This window comes from Ensifer sp. M14 (genome assembly GCF_003355565.1).
GTDB lineage: Bacteria > Pseudomonadota > Alphaproteobacteria > Rhizobiales > Rhizobiaceae > Ensifer.
The window spans coordinates 2,260,209-2,283,196 of sequence record NZ_QJNR01000004.1; the positions used below are offsets into that span (position 1 = coordinate 2,260,209).

The following is a 22,988-nucleotide window of genomic DNA, read 5'->3' on the forward strand; positions in this document are numbered from 1 at the left end:
GAGGCGGGATGCCGGCGGAAAACGCGCAGGCTTTCCTCAAGATCCCGGTTTGAACGCGGCTAAATTTGCGGGATAAACATCCCCAGGACATTGGTTTGCCGCCGGCTTCACCCTAAATTTGGGACAACACGAATCGGCGGCGCCAGACCATGCAGCAATATCTCGACTTCCTCGACCATGTGATGACCAGCGGAACCGACCGGGGCGACCGGACGGGGACGGGCACACGCTCGGTCTTCGGCTACCAGATGCGCTTCGATCTGTCGGAAGGCTTCCCGGTGCTGACCACCAAGAAGCTGCACCTGCGCTCGATCATTCACGAACTGCTCTGGTTCCTGAAGGGCGAGACCAACATCGCCTATCTCAAGGAAAATGGCGTCAGCATCTGGGACGAGTGGGCGGACGAAAACGGCGATCTCGGGCCGGTCTACGGCTACCAGTGGCGTTCCTGGCCGGCGCCGGACGGACGGCACATCGATCAGATCGCCGGCCTCGTCGAAAGCCTGAAGACCAATCCGAATTCGCGCCGGCATATCGTTTCGGCCTGGAACCCGGCGCTGGTCGACGAGATGGCGCTGCCGCCGTGCCATTGCCTTTTCCAGTTCTATGTCGCCGACGGCAAGCTTTCCTGCCAGCTCTACCAGCGCTCGGCCGACATCTTTCTCGGCGTGCCCTTCAACATCGCCTCCTACGCGCTGCTGACGATGATGGTTGCGCAGGTGGCCGGGCTGAAGCCGGGCGATTTCGTCCATACATTTGGCGACGCGCACATCTACCACAACCATTTCGACCAGGCGCGGCTGCAGCTTGCCCGCACGCCGAAGACATTGCCGACCATGCAGATCAATCCAGATGTCAGGGATCTGTTTTCGTTCCGTTTTGAAGACTTTACCCTTGTCGGCTACGAAGCTGATTCAACCATCAAGGCGCCGATCGCCGTCTGACACGTCGCCGCCTCGCACGGCGCGGTCAGGGTGATCGATACGGGCATTCGCGTGACGGCGGCAGACCGGGAGGGTCTTCCGCCTCCGACGTAATTCAAGCGTTGCAGCGACCTTGGCGTTTTCTGTTCGACGCCGCGCTGTCGGGAGGTTTTGATGCTGACGCTCATCCACGCACCGCAGTCGCGCTCCTCGCGCATCGTCTGGCTGCTCGAGGAGATCGGTGCGGAATACGAGATCCGCTATGTCTCGATCCGCCGCTGGGATGGGACCGGTGCGCCCGACGACGACAATCCGCATCCGCACAAACAGGTGCCAGCGCTTTTGCACAAGGGCGCTCTGATCTGGGAATCGGCCGCCGTGGTGCAGTATCTCACCGACCTTCATCCCGAATGCAGTCTTGGGCGGGCACCCGGCCATCCCGAGCGCGGCGCTTATCTCTCCTGGCTTGCCTATTATGCCGGCGTGATCGAGCCGACGGCGCTGGCGCATATCACCGGGGCGACGATCAGCAATCCGGCGCAGGCGCGGCTCTACAGCGACATGTGCGCCCATGTGACCGACGTGCTCGGCCGGCAGGCCTATCTGCTCGGCGCGACGATGAGTGCCGCCGATCTGCTTTTGGCCAGTGCGCTGCAATGGATGCGCAAGATCCTGCCCGAGAGCGAGGTCGTCGACCGCTACATCCGAGTGGTGACCGACCGGCCGGCTTTTGTCCGGGCAAGCGAAATCGACAGCAAACCGAATGGGTTCCATGACTGATACCAGCACCAACGAACTGAAAGTCTCCCTCATCGCAGCGGTCGCCGCCAACGGCGTCATCGGGCGCGAGGGCGACCTGCCGTGGCGGCTTCCGACCGACCTCAAGCGCTTCAAGGCGCTGACGATCGGCAAGCCCGTGATCATGGGCCGCAAGACCTGGGCCTCGATCGGCCGCCCGCTGCCGGGCCGGGCGAACATCGTCATCAGCCGCAGCGCCGATTATTTCGCCGAGGGCGCGATCGTCGTGCATTCGCTGCAAGAAGCCTTGAGCGTGGCGCGGCGAGAAGCCTCGGCAGCCGGCGCGGACGAGGTCTGCGTCGTCGGTGGCGGCGAGATCTATCGTCAGGCGATCGGCGTGGCCGATATCCTGCACATCACCGAGGTCCCGGCCGATATCGAAGGCGATGCTCGGTTTCCGCATATCGATCCTGCCGTTTTCGACAAGGTGTTCGAAGAGGATCTGCCGCAGGGCGAGAGGGACAGCCATGCCATGCATTTCGTGACCTGGCGCCGCCGCACGCCCTCAGCTGCATAATTCCGAAAATCGGGATCGATTTGAGGCGAAGCTAGGCCGCGAGCTTGAAGCGCTCCGGCGTCCCTGGTGCGTCATGCATGGAGCGTGGCGCCGGAATGGTCCATTCGTCAACTATTTTGAACCATTTACGGTGAACTCTGGCCTATCGCGTTGAAAGCGAAGCATGTCATACCTATAACGGGTTCACATCGTGGACGTCCGTGCATTCGCGCGGCAGTTCATCGTGAGCAGTATTCAAAAGAGAGGTTTTGATGCCCTGGAGCAATCAGAATGGCGGCGGCGGCCCGTGGGGTGGCGGCGGCGGCGGAGGCAATCAGGGTCCATGGGGCCAGGGGCCGAACCGCCCACGTGGCGGCGGAGGCGGCAAAGGTGGCCCGCCGGATCTGGAAGAGATCATTCGTCGTGGCCAGGACCAGCTGAAGAACGTTGTTCCCGGCGGTTTCAACGGCGGCGTCTTCGCCATCGTCGGCCTGCTGATCGTCGGCTTCATCCTGATCAACTCGATCTACACCGTTCAGCCGGATGAACGGGGCGTGGAAATGCGCTTCGGCAAGCCGAAGGACGAGATCTCGATGCCGGGCCTGCACTATCATTTCTGGCCGCTTGAAACCGTCGAATTCGTCAAGGTCACCGAGCAGCAGCAGAACATCGGCGGTCGCAACAGCGGTCAGTCGAATGCCGGCCTGATGCTCACCGGCGACCAGAACATCGTCAACGTCCAGTTCTCGGTGCTCTATTCCGTCACGGACCCCAAGCACTACCTGTTCAATGTCGAAAATCCGGCTGACACGCTGCAGCAGGTTGCCGAAAGCGCGATGCGCGAAGTGGTCGGCCGTCGTCCGGCCCAGGACATTTTCCGCGACAACCGTCAGGCGATCGCCGCCGACGTGAAGAGCACGATCCAGGCGACGATGGACAGCTACGGTGCCGGCATCTCGATCAACACCGTGGCGATCGAGGATGCGGCTCCGCCGCGCGAAGTCGCCGACGCGTTCGACGAAGTGCAGCGCGCCGAGCAGGACGAAGATCGTTTCGTCGAAGAAGCCAACCAGTATGCCAACCAGATCCTCGGCAAGGCCCGCGGTCAGGGCGCGCAGATCCGCGAAGAGGCAGCCGCCTACAAGGACCGCATCGTCAAGGAAGCGGACGGTGAAGCGCAGCGCTTCATCTCGGTCTACGACGAATACTCCAAGGCGCCTGACGTGACCCGCAAGCGTCTCTATCTCGAAACGATGCAGGGCGTGCTCGGCAAGTCGAAGAAGGTCATCATCGACGAGAAGAACGGGCAGGGCGTCGTGCCCTATCTGCCGCTGAATGAAATCGGTCGGCCGGCACAGACGGGAGCCGCACAGTGATCAACAATCGTATTTCAATCATCCTGATCCTGCTCGCGGTCGTCTTGGTCGGAATCTACTCGTCGGTCTTCGTGGTCAACGAGCGTCAGCAGGCTGTCGTCGTCCGCTTCGGTCAGATCCAGGACGTCAAGACCGAGCCGGGCCTCTACTTCAAGTTGCCCTTCGCCTTCATGGATGCCGATCGCGTCCAGTACGTCGAGGACCAGGCCCTGCGCTTCGATCTCGACAACATCCGCGTCCAGGTCTCGGGCGGCAAGTTCTATGAAGTCGACGCCTTCGTCGTCTACAAAATCGCCGACCCCCGCCGCTTCCGCGAAACCGTTTCGGGCGACCGTGACTCGGCCGAGGCCCGGTTGCGCACCCGTCTCGACGCATCGCTGCGTCGCGTCTACGGTCTGCGCGGCTTCGAGGCAGCACTCTCCGACGAGCGCGCATCGATGATGCGCGAAGTTCGTGCCGACCTCCAGGCCGATGCCGAAACGCTCGGCCTCAGCATCGAGGACGTTCGCATCCGTCGCACGGACCTGACGCAGGAAGTCTCTCAGCAGACCTTCGACCGCATGAAGGCCGAGCGTCTGGCGGAAGCCGAACTGATTCGCGCCCGCGGTAATGAAGCCGGTCAACGTCGCCGCGCCATTGCCGACCGTCAGGTCGTCGAGATCGTCGCCGACGCCCAGCGCGAATCGGAAATCCTGCGCGGTGAAGGCGAAGCCGCACGGACGAAGACCTTTGCCGACGCATTTGCGCGTGATCCGAAGTTCTTCGAATTCTACCGTTCGATGGCCGCCTATACGGAGTCGATCGGCAGCTCGGACACGACGCTCGTGCTGTCGCCGCATTCGGAGTTCTTCCGTTATTTCAATGACTCGGAAGGCAACCCGCCGGCTGCGACAACGACGCAACCAGCGACCGGGAACTAAGCGGACTATGTCCGACTTTCTGACCGGGATCGCTTTCTTCCTGATCATCGAGGGGCTGGTGTACGCACTGGCCCCTTTGGTTTTAGTGGAATTGGCGAAGCGTTTGCCGTATGTCCCGGAGCATCAGCTTCGACTGACCGGGGTATTTTCCGTTGCCGCCGGTGTCGGACTTGTCTGGTTGCTTCGAGGATAATGCGAAATGCCACATAAACTGCTGATCCGGCTGGTCGACGCCGAATATGCGATCACCCGTCTCAATGTCGGTTCCCAGATGCCGGAATGGCTGCCGGGGCCGGGTTTCTGGACCGTGTCCAGCTCGCGAGAGGAAATGACCCTCGTCTGCCGCGCCGCGCGCGTTCCTTCCAGCACCCAGAGTTCGCTCGGCTGGCGCTGCTTCCGCATCGAACAGCATTTCAGCGTTGACGTGCCGGGCGTGCTTTCTTCCGTGCTCAGGCCGCTTTCGGCCGCAGGCATCGGCGTCTTTGCCAATTCGACCTTCAGCACCGATTACATCTTCGTGCCCGGTTCCGATCTCGACAAGGCGGTGCAGGCGCTGAAAGAACATGGGCACGAGATCACCATCTGATCGTCGGTCCCTATCCGCTCTTTCGGGCGGATCAGAAAATCGTGTCTGGACGCTTCTGAATTCCGCCGTATCTTCACAGGAAGATCGGGCGGAACGGGATCTCCGGATCGCGTTGCTGTCACCAGATGCATAACGCCTGCGACCGGTATCGGTCGACGGATTGGGTTATGCTGGAAATCAAGGTCGCTGCAGCGATCCTTGCGCCTCTTTGGGCGTGTGGGGCTGCAGAGCATCGCATGACGCGCTATCCTTTGAGGTATCGCACCGCCGAGACAATGTGAGGAGCTCCGCGAATTGTCCACTCGATCGAAATCCCTCGGCGCCCTGGCGCTGGCCGCCACGCTGCTTCTGTCCAACGTGGCGGTGGCGCAGACGACCGCCATTCGCCCGCCGAGCAATGGCCCCGCATCCGTCGCCGACCTCGCGGCGGGCCTGCTTGATGCGGTCGTGAACATTTCGACGTCCCAGCGCGTCAAGAACGACGACGATGCGCCGACGCCTCAGGTGCCGGAAGGCTCGCCCTATCAGGACTTCTTCGACGAGTTCTTCAAGGGGCAGGGCGACAAGGGCGGCAACCGCCAGCGCACCGTCAATTCGCTCGGCTCCGGCTTCGTCATCGATCCCGCCGGCGTGATCGTCACCAACAACCACGTGATCGAGGGTGCCGACGATATCGAGGTTATCTTCGCCAATGGCAGCAAGCTGAAGGCCAAGCTCGTCGGCAAGGATACCAAGACGGACCTTGCGGTGCTCAAGGTCGAGCCGAAAGCGCCGCTCAAGGCGGTACCCTTCGGCGATTCCCGCAAAATGCGCATCGGCGACTGGGTCATGGCCATCGGTAATCCGTTCGGCTTTGGCGGCTCTGTCTCCGTCGGCATCATCTCGGCGCGCGGACGCAACATCAATGCCGGCCCCTACGACAACTTCATCCAGACGGACGCCGCCATCAACCGCGGCAATTCCGGCGGCCCACTGTTCAACATGCAGGGCGAGGTCATCGGCATCAACACGGCGATCATTTCGCCGTCGGGTGGATCGATCGGCATCGGCTTCTCGGTGCCGACCGAACTTGCCGCCAACGTAGTGCTGCAGCTCAAGGACTTCGGCGAGACGCGGCGCGGCTGGCTTGGCGTGCGCATCCAGCCGGTGACGGACGATATCGCCGAAAGCCTGAAGTTGGCCTCGCCGCGCGGCGCGCTGGTCTCGGGCATCATCGAGGGCGGGCCGATCACCAAGGGTGAGATCAAGGCCGGAGACGTCATCATCAAGTTCGACGGCAAGGATGTTGCCGAGATGCGCGACCTGCAGCGGGCAGTCGCCGAGAGCGGCGTCGGCAAGGCTGTCGACGTGGTGATCATCCGGGGCGGCAAGGAGCAGACGGTCAAGGTCACGCTCGGACGGCTGGAGGATGGCGAAGGCATTGCCAGTGCCTCGGCAACCACGAGCGATGAAGGCGGTGAGGACAAGAAGACGGATCAGCCGCCAGCCGCCGAGATGCCTGCCTCGGACACGGTGCTCGGCATGAAGCTGACAACGCTCAATGCCGAAAGCCGCAAGAAGTTCGGCATCGCCGACGATGTCGAAGGCGTTGTCATCGCCGAGGTGCAGGCAGGGTCGGCTGCGGCCGAGCGCCGGGTAGAGCCGGGCGACGTCATCGTCGAGGTTGGTCAGGAAGCGATGGATACGCCTGACGACGTCTCCGACCGCGTCGAGGAGCTGAAGTCTGACGGCCGCCGCAACGCGCTGCTGATGCTTTCCAACAAGACCGGCGAGCTGCGCTTCGTCACCGTGCGCATGGAATAGGACGGCGCGGCGCGATGGTGTTTTCCTGAATCCTTTCAGGCCTATCGCGCCGCTCTCTCACAGTCCGATTCTGATGTCTGAGACTTTGATTCAAGGCAGCCCGTTTCTTTGATCGCCATGGATTGAGAGCGATGGCCCGGCAGGTCACTTCGCGCATTGGAGCGCGCCAAGGCGGGTTTTGACTGCCGACAGATCTGCGCGGGCTTGGCGCATGCGCCATTGCTTTGGCGAGTGTCCGTGAACGGTGCGAAGCGGTTCTGCCGAAAAAACGTTGAGATGAGCCGTGCCGCTATTCCGCCTCAGGCGGGAACGCACGCCAACGATGGCGCCGACCCATCCTGCGGCTAATATTCTGTGGCCGCCCAACTCGATCATTCTGTGCAACAGCGCAAGCCAGCACCCTCCATCTCTCCCGTCCGGGTGTGGTGCGTTTGGCGCATTGGCGGCTGGAAGGTCATCAGGCGCAGCGCGTCGATCAAGGTCTCGAGGATGGCATGCATGGCCGGATCCTCCTTTCTGTTTCCGCATTTCAACGCACTTGTCGCAAGGGCTCAAACGAGTTTACAGTCGCCTTCGGATGACTTGAGGTTATGCATGAAGCGCGGCCGTTTACCCCTGACAGCGTTGCGGAGTTTCGAGGCGGCGGGCCGGCTCGAAAGCTTCACCCTGGCCGCGGGCGAGCTTTTCGTCTCGCAGGCGGCGATCAGCCGGCAGATCCGCGAGCTGGAAGATCTTGTCGGTCGGCCGCTGTTCGAGCGGCGGCATCGCAGCGTTCGCCTGACCGCGGAGGGGCAGTCGCTGCTGTCGGTACTGACGTCGGCCTTCGATATGGTGGGAGACAGCCTGGCGGCGCTTTCGGGGCGCGAGCTTGCGAGCACGCTTAAGGTCAGCTCGGAGCCGTGTTTTGCCGGCTGCTGGCTGGTGCCGCATCTGGCAGAGTTCCAGAACACGCATCCCGATGTGGATCTGCTGATCGATGCCGACCCGCGATTGGTGGAGTTTCGCAGCGGCGAAGCCGATATCGCCATCCGCCATAGTCTGACGCTTTCTTCCTGGCCGCGCGTCGAGGCACGCCGACTTGCTGATGTCGAGATGATTCCGGTGATTTCACCGGAGCTGGCTCGTTCCGGTCGGCCAATTTCGACACCGATCGATCTCATGCAGCATGCGTTGCTGCACGAAGACAACCGGGAGGCATGGCAACAATGGTTTGCCGCGGCCGGGGCCGGGCCGGTTCGCATCGAGCGCGGCGCGATCTTCAATGATGGCGCGATGGTGCTGCAGGCGGCGCTACGCGGCAACGGCGTCGGACTGATCGACCGCGACCATGTGCGCGACGAACTCAAGACCGGACGCCTGCTGCAACCATTCGACATTTCGGTGCCCTACGGTGCCTTCTTTCTCGTGGCGCGGCGGTTTGATGCGCTGTCGGAGGCAGCGCAGGCGTTCGCCGCTTGGGTCGAGAAGAATTATCCGGGGGCAGGGCGAGGGAACTGAAGACGTGTCGCTGGGTCCGCTCCAGGGCGGGCGCTTCGGCTTGACGCTGCCCCTCATCCGGCTGCCGCCACCTTCTCCCCGCCTGCGGGGAGAAGGACGGATGCTGAGCGCTCGCGTTGCGGCTTGGCGAGACGGGGTGCGCCCAGCGTCTCTCTCCCCGCCTGCGGGGAGAGATGTCCGGCAGGACAGTGAGGGGCAAGCGACGAATAACGAGCGGGAGGCGGTTGAACGACAAGGGCGTGCGGCGAGCCGCAGCTTACGGACGCCGCTACGCGATCACGCCCCGGCCTTTGCCCGCTGCGCCTGCCAGTCCGCCCGTGTCATCGCATAAAGCACGTGGCGAACGAGCTGTGGTTTGGCGGCGGGGATGCGCGGGTGGTTGAAATCGCGGGTGGGATCGCGGTGCATGCCCAGGCGTGTCATCACCGCCGTCGAGCGGGTGTTCTCGGGAATGGCGAACGAGACGATTTCGCGTAGGCCCTTCTCCTCGAACCCGTGACGCAAAAGGTCGAGCGCCGCCTCGGTGATGTAACCCTTGCCCCAGAAGGGGACGGCAAGCCGCCAGCCGATCTCGACGGTGCCTTTCGGCAGGTAGGGGTCGAGGTCGGTATAGGCGAGGCCGCAGAAGCCGATCGGCCGGTCGTCGGGCTTCAGCGCGATTGCGAAGAAGCCGAGCCCGGTCTCCGTGATGCCGCGGCCGACGCGATCGAACAGCGCGTCGGATTCCTCCCGGCTGCGGCGATGGGGAAAGAACTCCATCACCTTGGGATCGTTGTTGATCTCGAAGAAGAGATCGCGGTCGCTTTCCTTCCAGGCGCGGATGCGCAGCCGTTCGGTCTCCGAGATGATCATCGCACGAAGTCGGTCTTGCGATAGCCCTGAAGATAGAGAAGGGCCGTGAGGTCGCCATGGTCGATGCGCACCTTCGCCTGTTCGGCGACCACGGGCTTTGCGTGCAGCGCGACGCCGGTGCCGGCGAGCTGCAGCATGCCGAGATCATTGGCGCCGTCACCGACGGCAAGCGCCTCGTCGGTGGAGATGCCGAGGCGACCGGCGATATCGAGCAGGGCGTCGACCTTGGCCTGCTTGCCGAGGATCGGTTCGGCGACCTCGCCGGTCAGCGTGCCATCCTTCTCGATCAGCGTGTTGGCGCGGTTTTCCTGGAAGCCGAGCATGTCGGCGACCGGGCCGGTAAAGACGGTGAAGCCGCCGGAAACGAGGGCGGTGTAGTAGCCCTTCGCCTTCATGGTGGCGATCAGCTCGGGGCCTCCAGGCGTCAGGGTGATGCGCCGGGCGATGACATCACCGACGACGCTCGAAGGCAGGCCCTTCAGCAACGCGACGCGCTCGATCAGCGCCGGCTCGAAGGCGATCTCGCCGTTCATGGCGCGGGCGGTGATGGCGGCGACCTTGTCCTTGAGGCCGACTTCGGCGGCAAGTTCGTCAATGCACTCCTGGCCGATCATGGTCGAATCCATGTCGGCGATCAGTAGCTTCTTGCGCCTTGTGTCGGCGTCCTGGACGGCGACATCGACGGCCACGCCGTTGAGCGCACCGCGCAGCGCGGCCTCGGCGGCGAAGGGGTCTGTGCCGTCCCTGAGCGCGAGGTCGCAGGCGATGCCGTCGGCGAGCCAATAGAGGCCGGATGCCTTGACGGCGTCAGCGGCGGCTTCCGCGAGCGCTGGCGTCAGAACAGGATTTGACGGATTGGCGATAAGCGTGGCAACGAGAGCCATGGACAACAACCTTGAAACCGATACGGACGCGATCCTGATAACCGGGCCGACCGCCAGCGGCAAGTCCGCGCTTGCGGTCGAATTGGCGCGGCGGCATGGCGGCGTGGTCATCAACGCCGACAGCATGCAGGTTTACGACACCTTGCGGGTGCTGACCGCGCGCCCCGACGAGGTCGACATGGGCGGCGTCGAGCACTGTCTTTACGGCCACGTGCCGGCAGGCGCGGCCTATTCGACCGGGGCGTGGCTGCGCGAGGCAGAGGCGTTGGTTGCGGCACTGCGCAAGGCCGGCCGGCTGCCGGTCTTCGTCGGCGGCACCGGGCTCTATTTCAAGGCGCTGACCGGCGGGCTTGCCGACATGCCGGACATTCCCGCTGTCCTTCGTGACCGGTTGCGCGAGCGGCTGAGGCAGGAGGGGCCTGAAGGATTACATGCAGAGCTTGCGGCGCGCGATCCGCAGACGGCGGAGACGCTGAAGCCCGGCGACGGCCAGCGCATCGTGCGGGCGCTCGAAGTGGTGGAGGCGACCGGCCAGTCGATCCGTGTCTACCAGCAGAAAAACGGTCCGCAGATCATCGATCCGCAGCGGGCGCGCAAGCTGGTGGTGCTGCCGGATCGCAAGGTGCTGCACAACCGCATCAATAGCCGCTTCGGCCTGATGCTTTCGGGTGGGGCGATCGACGAGGTGCGGGCGCTGATGGCACTCGACCTGGACCAGATCATGCCGGTGATGAAGGCGATCGGCGTCAGCCAGATTGCAGCGCTCCTGCGCAGCGAGATCGATGAGGCCGAGGTGATCGAGACCGGCTCCGCCGCAACCCGGCAATATGCCAAGCGGCAGATGACCTGGTTTCGCAACCAGCTCGACGACAGCTGGCAGCGCATCGAGAGTGCTGCCGAGATGGCGTGAATTTCTGGCGGGCGATCGCGCCCCTGGCAACGTCCGGCGTTTGGCTTTGTGATCAGAAATTCTGCCGTGCAGGACAAAGCCGCCGTCCTCGGCGGCTTTGACGTTTGGTGCGGGCGTTTGGTGCTGGGCGTCGTCTGGTCGCCCACGCAAAGACCCGTTTTTGTACTTTTTCAGGCCACATCGGGAGATGTGACTAAAGCGCGTCGCGGTCTCTAGGATTCGCCTGCCGCGCTTTAAGTCCTTGTTTTCACGCATGTCGTTATCGCAGAAGCGCTGCACACTTTTGCGCGACATGCTTTAGTTGCCTGTTGGCAGCGAAATCTTGAAACCGTCCTTTGACAACTCTTCGCGTAGCCACTGGAACTGCTGGTACTTCGAGATCTCGAGCGGACCGGTGTAGGTTTCGCTCTGCAGCTTGCGCGGCGGATATTTCACATAGGTCTGCATCAGCTGCTTGATCGCGTCGCTGATGGTGACCATCGTCCAGGTGCGCTCCGTATAGTTGTTCATGAAGATGTCGTAGCGCTCCTGCGGATCCTGCCAGAGATCGAAGACCTGCGGGACCGTTGCGACATATTTGGATGCACCTTTCCAGCCAAGGTTCGAATCGACCGCCAGTCCGCCAGTCGCCTGGCCGTCATCGCCGCGCAGGTTGAACACGGCCTTGTAGTTGCCGACGCGGGCAGCGCCGGGCGAAAGCTCGTTCTCGGTGAAGTAGAACCAGGAGGTGCGTTCCGACTTGCCCGTACCGAGCAGGATCGGCGACATGTCATAGCTGTCGAAGATGATCGGTTGGCCTTCGCGGTCCTTGTCCGGCAGGGCGACGCCGGCGACCGCGGCGAAGGTTGCCATCAGATCGAGCCCGCCGACGATATCGTGGTTCTTGCTGTTAGGCTTGATCTTGCCCGGCCACACTGCGATAGCGGGAACGCGATTGCCGCCTTCGCGGACGGTGCCCTTGGTGCCACGGAATGGCGTGTAGCCGGCGTCAGGATACACATCCTGCCAGGCGCCGTTATCGGTGGTGTAGAATATGAGGGTATTTCTGTCCAAGCCGGTTTCATGGAGTTTATCCATGATGCGGCCAATGCGGGTGTCCAGTTCCACGATGCTGTCGGCATACTTCGATTTCGACATCGACTTATGCTCGAACTCCGGTGCAGGCATGTTCGGCTGATGCACCTTCATGAAGTTGACGCTGATAAAGAAGGGCTTGCCGGATTTGGATGCGTCGTCAAGGAAGCCGACCGCGGCCTTCTCGACGTAGCTGTCGAAGAACGGAATACCGACAACACCGGGTGCACCGTTGATCGTTGGAGTATCGACGTACTGGCCGTTGATCTTGAACTCCTCGACGGCCTTTTCACCCGTTTTGCCTGACAGGGCGCCTTTGGTTACCCGCTGGAACATCGCCCGCAGCTTCGGGTCCATATCCGGGAACCAGGTCGGATCGGCGTAGGTATAGGCGTTCAGGTGGTAGAGCCCGCAATATCTCATCACATCGAAGCCCTGGGCGTTCGGCAGCGCGTAGTCAGCCTCCCCAAGGTGCCACTTGCCAGTGAAGTAGGTGTCGTAGCCGCCAAGCTTGAGAACGGACGCAAGGGTCCATTCGGCTGCAGGCAGGCCACCGCCCTGGCCTTGAAACGCGACGGTCGTCATGCCGCTGCGATTGGGAATGCGCCCCGTGATCATCGCTGCACGGCCGGGTGTGCAACTCGGCTGGGCGTAGAAGTCGAAGAACGTCATGCCATTGTCTGCCATCTTGTCGATGTTCGGCGTCGGCATTCCGCGGCCTTCGCCGCCGCCATACGGCCCGAGATCGCCGAAGCCTGTATCATCGGAAACAATCATGAGAATGTTCGGTTTGGCAGATTGCGTTGTCTGGGCTGCCGCCGACCCCCAGGGGACGGCGACGAACGTAAGCGCAGCAGCGGCTGTTGCGAGAAGCCTGGCTCGGGCTCCAAGGCCCAACCTGCGGCTTGTCAATGAACGTGGTTGATCAGCTTGGTCTATCATGAGCAGTGTCCTCATCTGTTGTATGGATGTGACTGCGAACGAGATAGGCAGGAATAGGCGCAGCCCGGCCGGATAGGCCGAGCGGCAAAAACCCCGGATTGCTGTCCTGGCATTCCGTGCCCCGTTGGGGCACGGTGCGCAGTCTCGTCTTTTTTAGAATTTTCGCAAGTATGCTGCGGCTGCCAAGGCAACGACCGTCGGTTGACCTTGCGATGCCCCAGTGTGCGGTCGCCTGAGAGAATTCAGGTGTACCAGGGAGGCGACAAATCTGCTCGATGAGCCCTCCATCGTTACCGTTACAGAGTTGACTTTCACCCACATTAGATCACCCTAAATTGCGGCCTGGACTGCTGTAGTGATCCGGTTGTCGGCGACATCCGGAACAGGCGTTCAGGCGGTCATCATGGGGATGTCAGGTTATTCTTTTTCGAGGCGGGTCCGATGGGGTCTAAATTCACAAGACGGATCTTCTTCGGCGAGTTCTATCGCCAGCTTGGCGTTGTCTGGCCAATCCTGTCCGCCATTCTCTGCATCATGGTTGGCGGTGGCCTGTTGATCGGGCGAATAGAGGAGTGGCGGGTGATGGACGCCCTGTATTTCACCTTCGTCACCGGTCTCACCATAGGTTACGGCGATCTGACGCCGAGCCATTTGTCTTCGCGCGTGCTGGCCATGTTGATCGGCTTTTCCGGGATTATCCTCACCGGCCTCGTTGCAGCCGTCAGTGTCCAGGCGCTGCAGGCGACCGCCCGTGAACACAACGACCGAAAGCCGCCGGACTGAGCCTCGTTCACGGCCGCCTTCAGCCGTGCGGTCAGGAAACTTCAATGCTTTCCGGGGGATGTCATGAGCCAGCTTTGGAATGAAATTCGGCACACGCCGCTTCTCTGGCTGCTCGTTCTGGCGCCGGTGGTGCTGGTGGCGCATAGCGCGTTACCGGAAGCGCACACGCTGCTCTTCCTGCTTTCGGTGTTGGCGATCATTCCATTGGCAACCCTGCTCAGCCACGCAACGGAAGCCGTCGCCGCCAGGACCGGCGACACGGTCGGCAGCCTTCTCAATGCGACGCTCGGCAATTTGACCGAACTCATCATTGCGCTCGCCGCCTTGCGCCTTGGTCAATACACGCTGGTGAAAGCGTCGCTCGCCGGCGCCATCGTCTGCAACACGCTCTTCATGCTGGGGGCTTCGTTCCTGCTCGGCGGCCTCAAATACCATGTTCAGGATTACAACCGCGTCAGTGCGCGCCTGCAGACGAGCCTGCTTTTCCTGGCGACGGTCGCACTGATCGTACCATCGGCAATGGCGGATGCCGACAATCTCGCTGCGGCGCCGGATTTCATGCAGGATCTGAGCTTCGGTCTATCGATCCTTCTGATCATCGCCTACGGGTTGGGCCTGTTCTTCTCCCTGAAGAGCCACCGCGAATTCTTCGGCAGCGTCGAGCACGCCAGCGCCTCGGATGAGGCTCCCTGGCCGCTGAGTGTCGCGCTTGCAACGCTTGCCGCCGTCACGGTCATGGTTGCTCTGGTCAGCGAAGTGTTCGTGGAATCGGTGCAGCAGGCGGCGGAAACGTTCGGAATGACGCCCGCCTTCGTGGGCTTTGTCGTCGTCGCACTTGTCGGGGCAGCCGCAGAAATGACGTCGGCATTTTCGGGTGCGCGCAAGAACCGGCTGGATCTGAGCGTCGGCATTGCGCTCGGCAGTGCTGCCCAGATCGCCCTTTTCGTTGCTCCCGTTCTCGTGCTGTTGAGTTACGTCATCGGGCCCACGCCGATGGACCTACAGTTCTGGCCGGGTGCCGTCATCATGGTATTGGTCGCCACGATGACGGCCATCATCATCACGAACAGCGGTCGTGCCGCGTGGTTCTTGGGCGTGCTGATGCTGATGGTCTATCTGATTTTCGCCATGACGCTCTATCTGCTGCCACCCGTACTTTCGTGAGTTCACGTGCGGGCAGGCATGCCGACGACAGGCGCGGCGTTGCGGCGCGCCCGATCTCGGGCGTTACTTCGGAAACAGGAACGTCATCGTCAGCCGGACACCGAGACCCTCCGGGCCGTTGTCGGGTGCCTGCGCCCAATAGCGCACGCCTGCGCCAAGGCTGATCGGCTGCTTGTCGATGGTGATCAGCTTGGAGATGTTGAAGTTGATCGGGACGGTCCACTCATCCGCCTTCCAGTCGTAGGTGGATTCCGTATTGAGCGTGAAAGTCCAGGCATCCGGGGTGGTGTAGGACAGGAACGGCTGGAGGAAGGTGGAGCTGATGTCGTTGCGCTCGTCGCTTCCGGCAAACGACCAGATGTGATTGGCAAGTGCGCCATAGGTCCATTCGCCTTCCTGCTTGAGCACGACGACGGTCGGGCCAGCGCCCCATTTTTCGCCGCCGAGCAGGTCGTCGGTCGCAGTCGGGATCAGGAAGGCAGGCCCCACACCCCAGATGATCCCGCTTTCCGTCGGCTTGACCGGCGAGAAGAAGAAGCTCTGCAGCGTATCGCCGAGGCCGAACTGCGAGCCGCTCGGGCCGGCAATGTCGTTCTGCGAGGTTACCGGCAGGATGGTGCGCGAAATGACGTTCCAGTCGGCGTTCAGCGAGAAGGGAATGACCGGCTGGATGTTGAGTGTGGACTTGTTGCCGTCGTCAGGCCCGTAGCCGCGGTCATAATTGAACTGGAAGGGCACGCTGATCATCGAGGCGATCGGGTTCGACAGCTTCTTGGCGAGATCCGCATTCGAATCCTGCGCCTGCGCCGTCGTCGCGAAGATGGCGAACAAGGCTGTGGCGTATTTCAACCTGGCATATCGCATGATCGACCCCCTCAGTCGCAGTCTGAGTTGCACGCCGAAGCAGTGCCCGGCGGCGAATCCAGCACGCACGCAGTCTGGCCGCGGGATACAACTTTAGCAACTGCAATAAAGCAGGAGCAAAATCAGGGGGCGTCGCTTGGGACGTTCGCCGATGTCGGCGACAGAGCAAGACGTTTGGCCGTTCGCTCAGGTGCCAGCCGAGCAACGCAAAGGCATGAGGGGCGACGCTTTGCCAAGCGCGCCCGGCGTCAGGGTTTACGGATGATGCTGCCGAGCGGGCGCTTGAGCAGGCTGTCGCGGAGCGAGCCTTCGCGCCGCGGCTCAGCGGCGGGGCGGGCGGCATGGGGATCGGCCGCCGGCTCTGGGCGATAACCGGCCTTCGGCTCCGGTGTTTCTGCCAAAAGCTGCTGGCGGATCTGATTGAAGCGCTCGAGCTGCGGATTGCCGGGCTCAGGTGCGCGCGGCAGCATATCGGGGCGGTAGGGCTCGACTTCGTCAGGGGCTTCTTTGAAGCCGGTCTCTTCCGGCTCGTCGTGGGCCTCTGGTCCAAGTTCCGTGGCCCAGAGCCGCTCTTCCTGTTCACTGGGGCCGGTTGCCGACAGATAGTTCTGCTGGAAGCTGGAGATGTTCGGGCCGGTGATCGCCCGCATGCGGTTGACGATCGAGCGGATGTCGACGGTCGGTGGCGCATCCTCGTCGATCCGGTCGGTGATCCCATGGGCGCGGGGCAGCCGCTCTTCCTTTACGCGGTCAAAGCGCATGCGCATGGGCACCGCCACTGCTTCGCCAAATGCGATGGCTTCGCCGTTGCCGATCGACGAGATGAAGCTGGTGGTCGAGATCGACGAGTTGGGGATGGCGGAGCGGATGATGTCCTGGTCGCGGTCGTTGGCAAGCCGCATGGCAAAGACCGTCGAGCACTGCGACAGGATCGTCGGGTCGAGTTCGCCCGGTCTCTGGGTGATGATGCCGAGCGAGACCCCGTATTTGCGGCCTTCCTTGGCGATGCGGGCGATCGCCTGGCGCGTCGGCAGGAAACCGAGCGAGGGATCGGCGGGCACGTAGCGGTGTGCCTCTTCGCACACGACCAGCATATGGATGCCGCCATTGCTCCAAAGGCCGATTTCGAACGCCATGCGGCAGAGCACCGAGGCAACGGAGTTGACGACTTCGGAAGGGATGCCGGCAAGCTGGAAGGTGGCGATCGGCCGGCCTTCGCCGGGAATGCGGAAAACCTTGGCGATCGTGTCCTGGATCGTGTCGGAGATCGTGTTCGACGAGAACATGAAATGGTAGCGCGGGTCGTTGATCGCCGAGACGATCCGGACTTTGAGCGAGCGCAGGTGCGGCTTGTCGTTGCGCCCTTCGAGCCGGCCGATGCGCTCATCGATCAGCGCCAGCAGATCGGCGATCCGGTAGGGCACAGGGGTGTCGGCGGTAACGGAGCTTTTTTCCGTCTGGCGCCGCATCAGGCCGGATTCGGCACTGCCCTTGAAGGCTTTCTTCGCGTCGGGGATGACGTCGCGCAGGATGTCGAGCTCTTCGGGCACGGCCGGCCGGCCACGGAAAATGACCTCGGCGAACTCCTCCAGCCGGAAGAACCAGAAGGGCAAGTCGAGCGTTTCGGGGTCGATGACGACGGAAAGTTCCGGGAAGGCGGCGGCGAATTCGTTGTGCGGATCGAGGATCAGCACGCGCAGCTTCGGATCGGCGGCAATCGCCTTGTTGAGCAGCAGCGTCACGGCGGTCGACTTGCCGACGCCCGTGGTGCCGACGATGGCGAAGTGCTTGGCGAGCATCGACGGCACGTGGATCGTCGCGTCGAGGCTCTCGTCCTGCGTGAGCTTGCCGATGATGCAGCAATCGTCCTGGCCGGAATCATAGATGCGGGCAAGGTCCGCGGCGCGGATGCGATGGGCGACCGCGCCGAGATAGGGGTACACGCTGATGCCGGCGGAAAACTCCTCGCGGCCGCTTGGGCCCGGATGGACTTCGCCCATCAACTCGACTTCGATGCGGAACGTGTTGTTGGAGTCTTCGCCCCATTCGGTGCCGACCGTCTGCATGGAATAGACCAGCGCGACGACACGGTTCCTGCCGACCGTGATCGAAATCAGCCGGCCGACCGACCAGAGTTCGGTCAGCGACGTTTCGCCCTGTTCGGCGACGGCGGCGATGGTTGCGCGCGAACCGCTGCACGCAACGACGCGGCCAAGGAAGCGATTGCCGGGCTTCAAGCCGTCGCGGCGATCCTGCTCTCCGGCACGTATCGAGGAATGAAGATCATTGTTCAGCAACGCAAAACCCCGGCACAACGGTCCTGCATGTTAGCGCTGGGGATTTAACAACTGGTTTCGACGGTGGCTGAGAGCAACGCAGGCCCGACCTGGCGCATTGCTCGGATCAATTTATGCGCGTACGCTAATACAGCAAATTCAAAAAATCTGCCTGCCACGGGAGATTTCCATCATGAAAATTCGTAACGGCATGCTGGTGGGCGCAGGTTTTCTCGCCATGAGTTGCATCTCCGGTTTTGCGCAGGAGGTCAAAGGCGTTCTCGGTTCTCCGACGGCCACAACCACGATTGACGGCAAACAGCTTCCCCGATCGGATCCGAGCTTCGGCGGCGTGATCAAGCAAAAGGCCACGGAGTCGCAGCCCTGGTGGGCCCCGCGCATTGTACCGCCGCAGGGCGCTCCAAACGTGCTGCTCATCATGACGGACGATGTGGGATTTGGTGCGCCCGGCACCTTTGGTGGCGTCGTCCCGACGCCTGCTCTTGATCGCATCGCCAACGAGGGCCTGCGTTTCACGAACTTTCACTCCACATCGCTGTGCTCACCGTCACGAGCGGCACTGATTACCGGCCGCAACCATCACGTCGCCGGCTTTGGTGTCGTTGGTGAGATGGCGACAGGGTACCCAGGCTATGACTCTGTTATCCGCAAGGAGAACGGGACAATCGGCACCATTCTCAGGGACCATGGCTACGCCACCTCGTGGTTCGGCAAGAACCACAACACGCCCTTCTATCAGTCAAGCCAGGCAGGCCCTTTCGATCAATGGCCGAGCGGAATGGGCTTCGAGTATTTCTACGGCTTCGTCGGCGGCGACGCCAGCCAGTGGCAACCGAACCTGTTTCGCAACACCACGGCCATCTACCCGTTCGAAGGCAAGCCCGAGTGGAACCTGACCACGGCAATGGCCGACGATGCCATACAGTACATGAAGCAGCTCAAGGAGATCGCGCCGGACAAGCCGTTCTTCGTCTACTACGTGCCCGGCGGCACCCATGCGCCGCACCATCCCACGCCGGAATGGATCAAGAAGATCAGCGACATGCACCTCTTCGACGAGGGCTGGAACAAGCTTCGCGAGACCATCTTTGCCAACCAGAAGCGGCTGGGCATCATGCCCGAGAATGCCAAGCTGACACCGTGGCCGAAGCAACTGCCGGAATGGGATACCCTCAATATTGAACAGAAGAAGCTCTTCATAAAGCAAGCGGACGTTTATGGGGCCTATCTCGCCTATACCGACAACGAGATCGGCAGGGTCATCCAGGCGGTCGAAGATCTCGGCGAACGCGATGACACGCTGATCATCTACATCAGCGGCGACAACGGTGCGAGTGCCGAAGGCACGCTCAACGGCACGCCGAACGAGTTCACGACATTCAACGGTATTCCAGTGCCGGTGAAGGACCAGTATCTCTGGTACGAATTCTGGGGCTCGGACCGCACATTTCCGCATTTTTCCGCTGGTTGGGCGTGGGCGTTGGGCACGCCATTCAAGTGGATGAAGCAGGTGCCGTCGCACTTCGGCGGGACCGCCCAGGGCATGGCCATGTCGTGGCCGGGACACATTGCTGACGCGGGAGGTATCCGCCGGCAGTTCCACCATTTCATCGACGTCGTGCCGACGATCCTTGAGGCAACCGGTATCAAGGCGCCAGATACGATCAACGGTGTCCAGCAACGCCCCTTCGATGGCGTGAGCATGGTGTATACGTGGGACAAGGCCAATGCCGAGGCGCCATCCGCGCGCAAGACGCAATATTTTGAGATGCTCGGCAATCGCGCCATCTATCACGAGGGCTGGGTGGCGGCGACGACGCCAGCGACCCTGCCGTGGGAACTGAGTTCCAAGACGCCTCCCGATGTGATCTCCGGATACGAATGGGAGCTCTACAACGTCAAGGACGACCCCACCCAATTCGATGACCTTGCCGCCAAGATGCCAGACAAGCTCAAGGAAATGCAGGCGCTGTTTTACTCGGAGGCCGCAAAGCACGACGTGCTGCCGCTGGATAACTCCACACTCGCCCGCTGGAACGCGCCCCGTCCGAGCCTGACGGTGGGACGAACGGAATTCACCTATTCGGGCGAACTCAGCGGCGTGCCAGCCAATGCCGCGCCGAGAATACTGGACAAGTCCTACACGATCACTGCCGATGTCGAGATACCCGAAGGCGGGGCGGAAGGCATGATCGTCACCGAGGGTGGGCGGTTCGGTGGTTACGGGCTGTTCCTGAGCAAGGGAGACCTGGGGATCGGCGGCGGAAAGGTCGTCTTCCTCTATAATCTGCTCGATCTCAAACGGACCACATGGGAAGGCCCTTCACTCAATAGTGGCAAGCACACCATTGTCTTCGACTTCAAGTCGGACGGGCCAGCGTTGGGGCAGGGCGGCACGGGTATCCTGACAGTGGACGGCAAGGAAGTGGCCAGGAATTCGATGGATCACACCACGCCGATTACGTTTCCGGAAGACGAAGCTTTCGACGTCGGGCTGGATACGCGCTCCGGCGTCGCCATGATCGAGTATCGCTACGATCCACCTTTCAGGTTCACGGGCAAGATCAACAGGCTGACTTTCAGGTTGAACGAACAGTCGGCAGCGAAACCCTAGGCTGTTCATGCGGCCGTGAAGCACATGGTTGTAGGAAAGGTCGATGCCGATGAGTTCGACGAAAACGGTTCTGATGTTTGCCGCCGTCTGCGAGGCGGCCACGGGGATCGCGCTACTCATCGTTCCGTCGTTTGTGGGGGAGCTGCTATTCGGTGAGGCTCTCGTCGGCGCAGGGGCGGCGGCGGCTCGCGTGGCCGGGATCGCCCTGATCGCATTGGGGCTTGCCTGCTGGCGGCATTCGCCTCTGGTCGGCATGCTCGCCTATAATGTGGGCGTGACGCTGTATCTTGCCTATCTCGCCGTCGCCGGTGAGCTGACCGGTGTTCTGCTGTGGCCTGTCGTCGTGCTTCATGCCACATTTTCCATCCTTCTATCGCGCGCATGGCTCACCGCTCCGCAGCGTTGAACGAAAGGGACCTCGGGGCAACAGCCTGATTTATGGCCTCGGGGACTGACCTGTTGGCGACGGTGAGAAAACCGACGCTGAAGAGGAGGGGATCGCCTGCCGCGCAGCCAAATCGTTCGGGGAACCATGCGTCCTGTCGCAAATGTAATTCAACCAATTGGTTGACTATCCGGCGGAGCGGGCGTACATTCAACCAAATGGTTGAATTATAGGTGCCCGAGATGCTGTTCATCTTTCATCCTGACCACCAGCCGAACGCCCAAGAACGCTTCTGGATCGCCCGTCTCGACAGGCTCGAGACGGTGCTGCGCCAGCGCGGGCCCCCATCGGCAGAAGGCCATGGCCCTACCGGCGGTGGACAGGTCAACGCCCGTTCAATCGAACCTCACCCGCCTGACGCTGGCCCGATCCATTCAGGCCCGCTGGACCCAAGCCAGAAAAACCGAAGCACGACAAACCCAAGAAGGAGACGGCACATGAATGATCTTGCGACCCTCGACGCCTATGGCGTGTTGAGCGAACCGGACACCTTGAAGATGACGCGGCTTTTGCCAGGCCCGATCGAGCGGGTCTGGGCCTATCTGACCGACAGCGACCTGCGCGAGCAGTGGCTGGCTTCGGGTAAGATGGAGATGAAGGTCGGTGCGCCGGTCGAGCTTGTCTGGCGCAACGACGAACTCACAAACCCACCCGGCGAGCGCCCGGCCGGTTTTCCCGACGAGCACCGGATGGCAAGCCAGATCACCGAACTCGATCCGCCGCGAAAACTCTCAATAAGCTGGACCGGCAGCGGCGACGTTTCCTTCGAGCTGGAGCCGGTGGGCAACAAGGTGCTTTTGACCGTCACCCACCGCAGCATTGCCGACCGCGCCACCATGCTGATGTTCGGTGCCGGCTGGCACATGCATCTCGACATCCTGGCTGCCCGTGCGACAGGTGCCGAGCCGATGCCCTTCTGGGACGGCTGGAGCCGGCTGATGAAGGACTATGAACAGCGTTTGCCGGCCTGAACGGGAAGAAGATCCGCTCCGCCCGGGCGAGGGGCGGAGCGCTCGTCATCGCCTGCCGGCAGCGCCGGTTTGCTGCAGCCGGCGTGTCGGGACCTGATCTCAAGCCTGCCCGCGATGTCGACGCTGAAGATCGGGCCGGCGTGCAGATCATCGGCCTCGATGCGCTCGGCACCGATCAGGGCGAGCGGCTGCCTGGCGATCTCGTGGCAAGGCTGGTCGATGAGTGACGCCGGCTGGGGTTCGGTCGCAATCGATCGGCACGCGGTAAAGCTAGCCACGTCGCTGCGTCATTCCAATCGCATCGGGCCCATCGCATCGGGAGCGATTTGACGCCGGAAATCTGCAGAGGCGTGTTTCGACGGGCTTGCTGGGCTTTGGTCGAGGGCGGCCGGGCCGGCTCTGTCGCAACCGCTCTATTCGTGGGAGTTCATGTCGAAGACGACCCAGCGGAAGAACAGGTAGATTGCGGCCGCGCTGATGACCAGCGGCGAGAGTACGGAAAGATCAAGCATATCATTGCCTTGTTTTTAAGCGCTGCATCATGCAGCAAGGCCATCTTTCCTCAGGCCCCTTAAATTTAAGTGGAACAATATGGTAAACGGAATTGTTTGCCGGCCGCGGCACGAGGCTACGTCATCCGTGCTGGCCGCTACAGTGCCGGTCCGTTTCGCGGCGATTGGATATCCTCCGGAAAAAGCGTTGACGCTTTAGCGCTTTGTGTTTATCAAATCGTCCCATGATAAATTTTGCGGTTATTCTTGTGGTGGGACGGCGCATGGGCAGGATGGT

Annotated in this window: 22 protein-coding genes; 16 read left to right on the plus strand and 6 right to left on the minus strand. The window is 62.0% G+C overall.

Going from position 1 to position 22,988, the window contains the following annotated elements:
* The first annotated feature begins 149 nt into the window (after nucleotides 1–149).
* From BLJAPNOD_RS10725 to BLJAPNOD_RS10760, 8 genes are all read left to right on the plus strand, one after another.
* Complete coding sequence (locus tag BLJAPNOD_RS10725) at nucleotides 150–944, plus strand: thymidylate synthase (protein ID WP_077500103.1); 795 nt, start codon at nucleotides 150–152, stop codon at nucleotides 942–944.
* A 153-nt stretch (nucleotides 945–1,097) separates the two neighbouring features.
* Nucleotides 1,098–1,703: a glutathione S-transferase gene (locus BLJAPNOD_RS10730; RefSeq protein WP_115419790.1), complete on the plus strand. Its 606-nt coding sequence runs from the start codon at nucleotides 1,098–1,100 to the stop codon at nucleotides 1,701–1,703.
* A complete protein-coding gene (locus BLJAPNOD_RS10735) occupies nucleotides 1,696–2,238 on the plus strand; it encodes a dihydrofolate reductase (RefSeq protein WP_115419791.1) in 543 nt (180 codons plus the stop codon). Before BLJAPNOD_RS10730 ends, BLJAPNOD_RS10735 begins: the two co-directional genes overlap by 8 nt.
* Nucleotides 2,239–2,489: 251 nt before the next feature.
* Nucleotides 2,490–3,593, plus strand: a complete 1,104-nt coding sequence (hflK, locus tag BLJAPNOD_RS10740) for an FtsH protease activity modulator HflK (RefSeq protein ID WP_115419792.1) — start codon at nucleotides 2,490–2,492, stop codon at nucleotides 3,591–3,593.
* The gene (locus BLJAPNOD_RS10745) at nucleotides 3,590–4,513 is read left to right on the plus strand and encodes a protease modulator HflC (RefSeq protein WP_115419793.1); all 924 of its coding nucleotides are present in this window, start codon (nucleotides 3,590–3,592) and stop codon (nucleotides 4,511–4,513) included. Before hflK ends, BLJAPNOD_RS10745 begins: the two co-directional genes overlap by 4 nt.
* Before the next feature lie 7 nt (nucleotides 4,514–4,520).
* Entirely contained in the window at nucleotides 4,521–4,706 is a 186-nt protein-coding gene (locus BLJAPNOD_RS10750) for a DUF2065 domain-containing protein (RefSeq protein WP_115419794.1), read from the plus strand.
* Between the two features lie 6 nt (nucleotides 4,707–4,712).
* Nucleotides 4,713–5,099, plus strand: a complete 387-nt coding sequence (locus BLJAPNOD_RS10755) for an ACT domain-containing protein (protein ID WP_025427669.1) — start codon at nucleotides 4,713–4,715, stop codon at nucleotides 5,097–5,099.
* 342 nt (nucleotides 5,100–5,441) lie between these two features.
* Nucleotides 5,442–6,902, plus strand: a complete 1,461-nt coding sequence (locus tag BLJAPNOD_RS10760) for a DegQ family serine endoprotease (protein WP_244611012.1) — start codon at nucleotides 5,442–5,444, stop codon at nucleotides 6,900–6,902.
* A 371-nt stretch (nucleotides 6,903–7,273) separates the two neighbouring features.
* Here BLJAPNOD_RS10760 and BLJAPNOD_RS36355 read toward each other — a convergent pair whose 3' ends face one another.
* Nucleotides 7,274–7,402, minus strand: coding sequence for a hypothetical protein (locus tag BLJAPNOD_RS36355; protein ID WP_256372313.1), 129 nt, complete (start codon nucleotides 7,400–7,402; stop codon nucleotides 7,274–7,276).
* A 94-nt stretch (nucleotides 7,403–7,496) separates the two neighbouring features.
* On the opposite strand from BLJAPNOD_RS36355, the gene BLJAPNOD_RS10765 reads away from it, so the two are divergent.
* Nucleotides 7,497–8,399: a LysR substrate-binding domain-containing protein gene (locus BLJAPNOD_RS10765; protein WP_115419796.1), complete on the plus strand. Its 903-nt coding sequence runs from the start codon at nucleotides 7,497–7,499 to the stop codon at nucleotides 8,397–8,399.
* A 276-nt stretch (nucleotides 8,400–8,675) separates the two neighbouring features.
* Here BLJAPNOD_RS10765 and BLJAPNOD_RS10770 read toward each other — a convergent pair whose 3' ends face one another.
* Together BLJAPNOD_RS10770 and serB are read right to left on the minus strand one after the other, a co-directional pair.
* A complete protein-coding gene (locus tag BLJAPNOD_RS10770) occupies nucleotides 8,676–9,251 on the minus strand; it encodes a GNAT family N-acetyltransferase (RefSeq protein ID WP_115419797.1) in 576 nt (191 codons plus the stop codon).
* Nucleotides 9,248–10,135 (minus strand): phosphoserine phosphatase SerB, encoded by an 888-nt coding sequence (gene serB / locus BLJAPNOD_RS10775; protein ID WP_115419798.1) that lies wholly within the window; start codon nucleotides 10,133–10,135, stop codon nucleotides 9,248–9,250. Before serB ends, BLJAPNOD_RS10770 begins: the two co-directional genes overlap by 4 nt.
* Between serB and miaA the strand changes: the two genes are divergently transcribed.
* A complete protein-coding gene (gene miaA / locus BLJAPNOD_RS10780; protein ID WP_199565929.1) occupies nucleotides 10,134–11,045 on the plus strand; it encodes a tRNA (adenosine(37)-N6)-dimethylallyltransferase MiaA in 912 nt (303 codons plus the stop codon). The two genes, serB and miaA, sit on opposite strands and share 2 nt — an antisense overlap.
* Nucleotides 11,046–11,342: 297 nt before the next feature.
* Here the strand turns inward: miaA and BLJAPNOD_RS10785 are convergent, their stop codons facing one another.
* The gene (locus BLJAPNOD_RS10785) at nucleotides 11,343–12,896 is read right to left on the minus strand and encodes an arylsulfatase (RefSeq protein WP_244610913.1); all 1,554 of its coding nucleotides are present in this window, start codon (nucleotides 12,894–12,896) and stop codon (nucleotides 11,343–11,345) included.
* 606 nt (nucleotides 12,897–13,502) lie between these two features.
* Between BLJAPNOD_RS10785 and BLJAPNOD_RS10790 the strand changes: the two genes are divergently transcribed.
* Complete coding sequence (locus BLJAPNOD_RS10790) at nucleotides 13,503–13,844, plus strand: potassium channel family protein (RefSeq protein WP_077500123.1); 342 nt, start codon at nucleotides 13,503–13,505, stop codon at nucleotides 13,842–13,844.
* 63 nt (nucleotides 13,845–13,907) lie between these two features.
* Entirely contained in the window at nucleotides 13,908–15,008 is a 1,101-nt protein-coding gene (gene cax, locus BLJAPNOD_RS10795) for a calcium/proton exchanger (RefSeq protein WP_115419801.1), read from the plus strand.
* 63 nt (nucleotides 15,009–15,071) lie between these two features.
* On the opposite strand, the gene BLJAPNOD_RS10800 is transcribed toward cax, so the two are convergent.
* Together BLJAPNOD_RS10800 and BLJAPNOD_RS10805 are read right to left on the minus strand one after the other, a co-directional pair.
* Nucleotides 15,072–15,872: a transporter gene (locus tag BLJAPNOD_RS10800; RefSeq protein WP_115419802.1), complete on the minus strand. Its 801-nt coding sequence runs from the start codon at nucleotides 15,870–15,872 to the stop codon at nucleotides 15,072–15,074.
* A gap of 248 nt (nucleotides 15,873–16,120) precedes the next feature.
* The gene (locus BLJAPNOD_RS10805) at nucleotides 16,121–18,169 is read right to left on the minus strand and encodes an ATP-binding protein (protein WP_115419803.1); all 2,049 of its coding nucleotides are present in this window, start codon (nucleotides 18,167–18,169) and stop codon (nucleotides 16,121–16,123) included.
* A gap of 172 nt (nucleotides 18,170–18,341) precedes the next feature.
* On the opposite strand from BLJAPNOD_RS10805, the gene BLJAPNOD_RS10810 reads away from it, so the two are divergent.
* The 4 genes from BLJAPNOD_RS10810 to BLJAPNOD_RS35340 all read left to right on the plus strand — a co-directional run bounded on the left by BLJAPNOD_RS10810 (nucleotide 18,342) and on the right by BLJAPNOD_RS35340 (nucleotide 22,426).
* Nucleotides 18,342–20,783 carry an arylsulfatase gene (locus BLJAPNOD_RS10810; protein ID WP_115419804.1) on the plus strand — a complete coding sequence of 814 codons (2,442 nt, stop codon included), beginning with the start codon at nucleotides 18,342–18,344 and terminating at the stop codon, nucleotides 20,781–20,783.
* Between the two features lie 43 nt (nucleotides 20,784–20,826).
* A complete protein-coding gene (locus BLJAPNOD_RS10815) occupies nucleotides 20,827–21,189 on the plus strand; it encodes a hypothetical protein (protein WP_244610914.1) in 363 nt (120 codons plus the stop codon).
* Between the two features lie 476 nt (nucleotides 21,190–21,665).
* Nucleotides 21,666–22,199 (plus strand): SRPBCC family protein, encoded by a 534-nt coding sequence (locus BLJAPNOD_RS10820; protein ID WP_115419805.1) that lies wholly within the window; start codon nucleotides 21,666–21,668, stop codon nucleotides 22,197–22,199.
* Between the two features lie 83 nt (nucleotides 22,200–22,282).
* Complete coding sequence (locus BLJAPNOD_RS35340; RefSeq protein WP_158556111.1) at nucleotides 22,283–22,426, plus strand: hypothetical protein; 144 nt, start codon at nucleotides 22,283–22,285, stop codon at nucleotides 22,424–22,426.
* Nucleotides 22,427–22,988: the final 562 nt, after the last annotated feature.

What these genes read in the sequence shown, in the direction of transcription:
- BLJAPNOD_RS10820 (WP_115419805.1), top strand. Translation starts at nt 21,666, where the DNA reads ATGAATGATCTTGCGACCCTCGACGCCTATGGCGTGTTGAGCGAACCG.
- miaA (WP_199565929.1), top strand. Translation starts at nt 10,134, where the DNA reads ATGGACAACAACCTTGAAACCGATACGGACGCGATCCTGATAACCGGG.
- hflK (WP_115419792.1), top strand. Translation starts at nt 2,490, where the DNA reads ATGCCCTGGAGCAATCAGAATGGCGGCGGCGGCCCGTGGGGTGGCGGC.
- BLJAPNOD_RS10730 (WP_115419790.1), top strand. Translation starts at nt 1,098, where the DNA reads ATGCTGACGCTCATCCACGCACCGCAGTCGCGCTCCTCGCGCATCGTC.
- BLJAPNOD_RS10725 (WP_077500103.1), top strand. Translation starts at nt 150, where the DNA reads ATGCAGCAATATCTCGACTTCCTCGACCATGTGATGACCAGCGGAACC.
- BLJAPNOD_RS10765 (WP_115419796.1), top strand. Translation starts at nt 7,497, where the DNA reads ATGAAGCGCGGCCGTTTACCCCTGACAGCGTTGCGGAGTTTCGAGGCG.
- BLJAPNOD_RS10815 (WP_244610914.1), top strand. Translation starts at nt 20,827, where the DNA reads ATGCCGATGAGTTCGACGAAAACGGTTCTGATGTTTGCCGCCGTCTGC.
- cax (WP_115419801.1), top strand. Translation starts at nt 13,908, where the DNA reads ATGAGCCAGCTTTGGAATGAAATTCGGCACACGCCGCTTCTCTGGCTG.
- BLJAPNOD_RS36355 (WP_256372313.1), bottom strand. Translation starts at nt 7,402, where the DNA reads ATGCATGCCATCCTCGAGACCTTGATCGACGCGCTGCGCCTGATGACC.
- BLJAPNOD_RS10750 (WP_115419794.1), top strand. Translation starts at nt 4,521, where the DNA reads ATGTCCGACTTTCTGACCGGGATCGCTTTCTTCCTGATCATCGAGGGG.
- BLJAPNOD_RS10755 (WP_025427669.1), top strand. Translation starts at nt 4,713, where the DNA reads ATGCCACATAAACTGCTGATCCGGCTGGTCGACGCCGAATATGCGATC.
- BLJAPNOD_RS10770 (WP_115419797.1), bottom strand. Translation starts at nt 9,251, where the DNA reads ATGATCATCTCGGAGACCGAACGGCTGCGCATCCGCGCCTGGAAGGAA.
- BLJAPNOD_RS10810 (WP_115419804.1), top strand. Translation starts at nt 18,342, where the DNA reads ATGAAAATTCGTAACGGCATGCTGGTGGGCGCAGGTTTTCTCGCCATG.
- BLJAPNOD_RS10800 (WP_115419802.1), bottom strand. Translation starts at nt 15,872, where the DNA reads ATGCGATATGCCAGGTTGAAATACGCCACAGCCTTGTTCGCCATCTTC.
- BLJAPNOD_RS10790 (WP_077500123.1), top strand. Translation starts at nt 13,503, where the DNA reads ATGGGGTCTAAATTCACAAGACGGATCTTCTTCGGCGAGTTCTATCGC.
- BLJAPNOD_RS10785 (WP_244610913.1), bottom strand. Translation starts at nt 12,896, where the DNA reads ATGATTGTTTCCGATGATACAGGCTTCGGCGATCTCGGGCCGTATGGC.
- serB (WP_115419798.1), bottom strand. Translation starts at nt 10,135, where the DNA reads ATGGCTCTCGTTGCCACGCTTATCGCCAATCCGTCAAATCCTGTTCTG.
- BLJAPNOD_RS10735 (WP_115419791.1), top strand. Translation starts at nt 1,696, where the DNA reads ATGACTGATACCAGCACCAACGAACTGAAAGTCTCCCTCATCGCAGCG.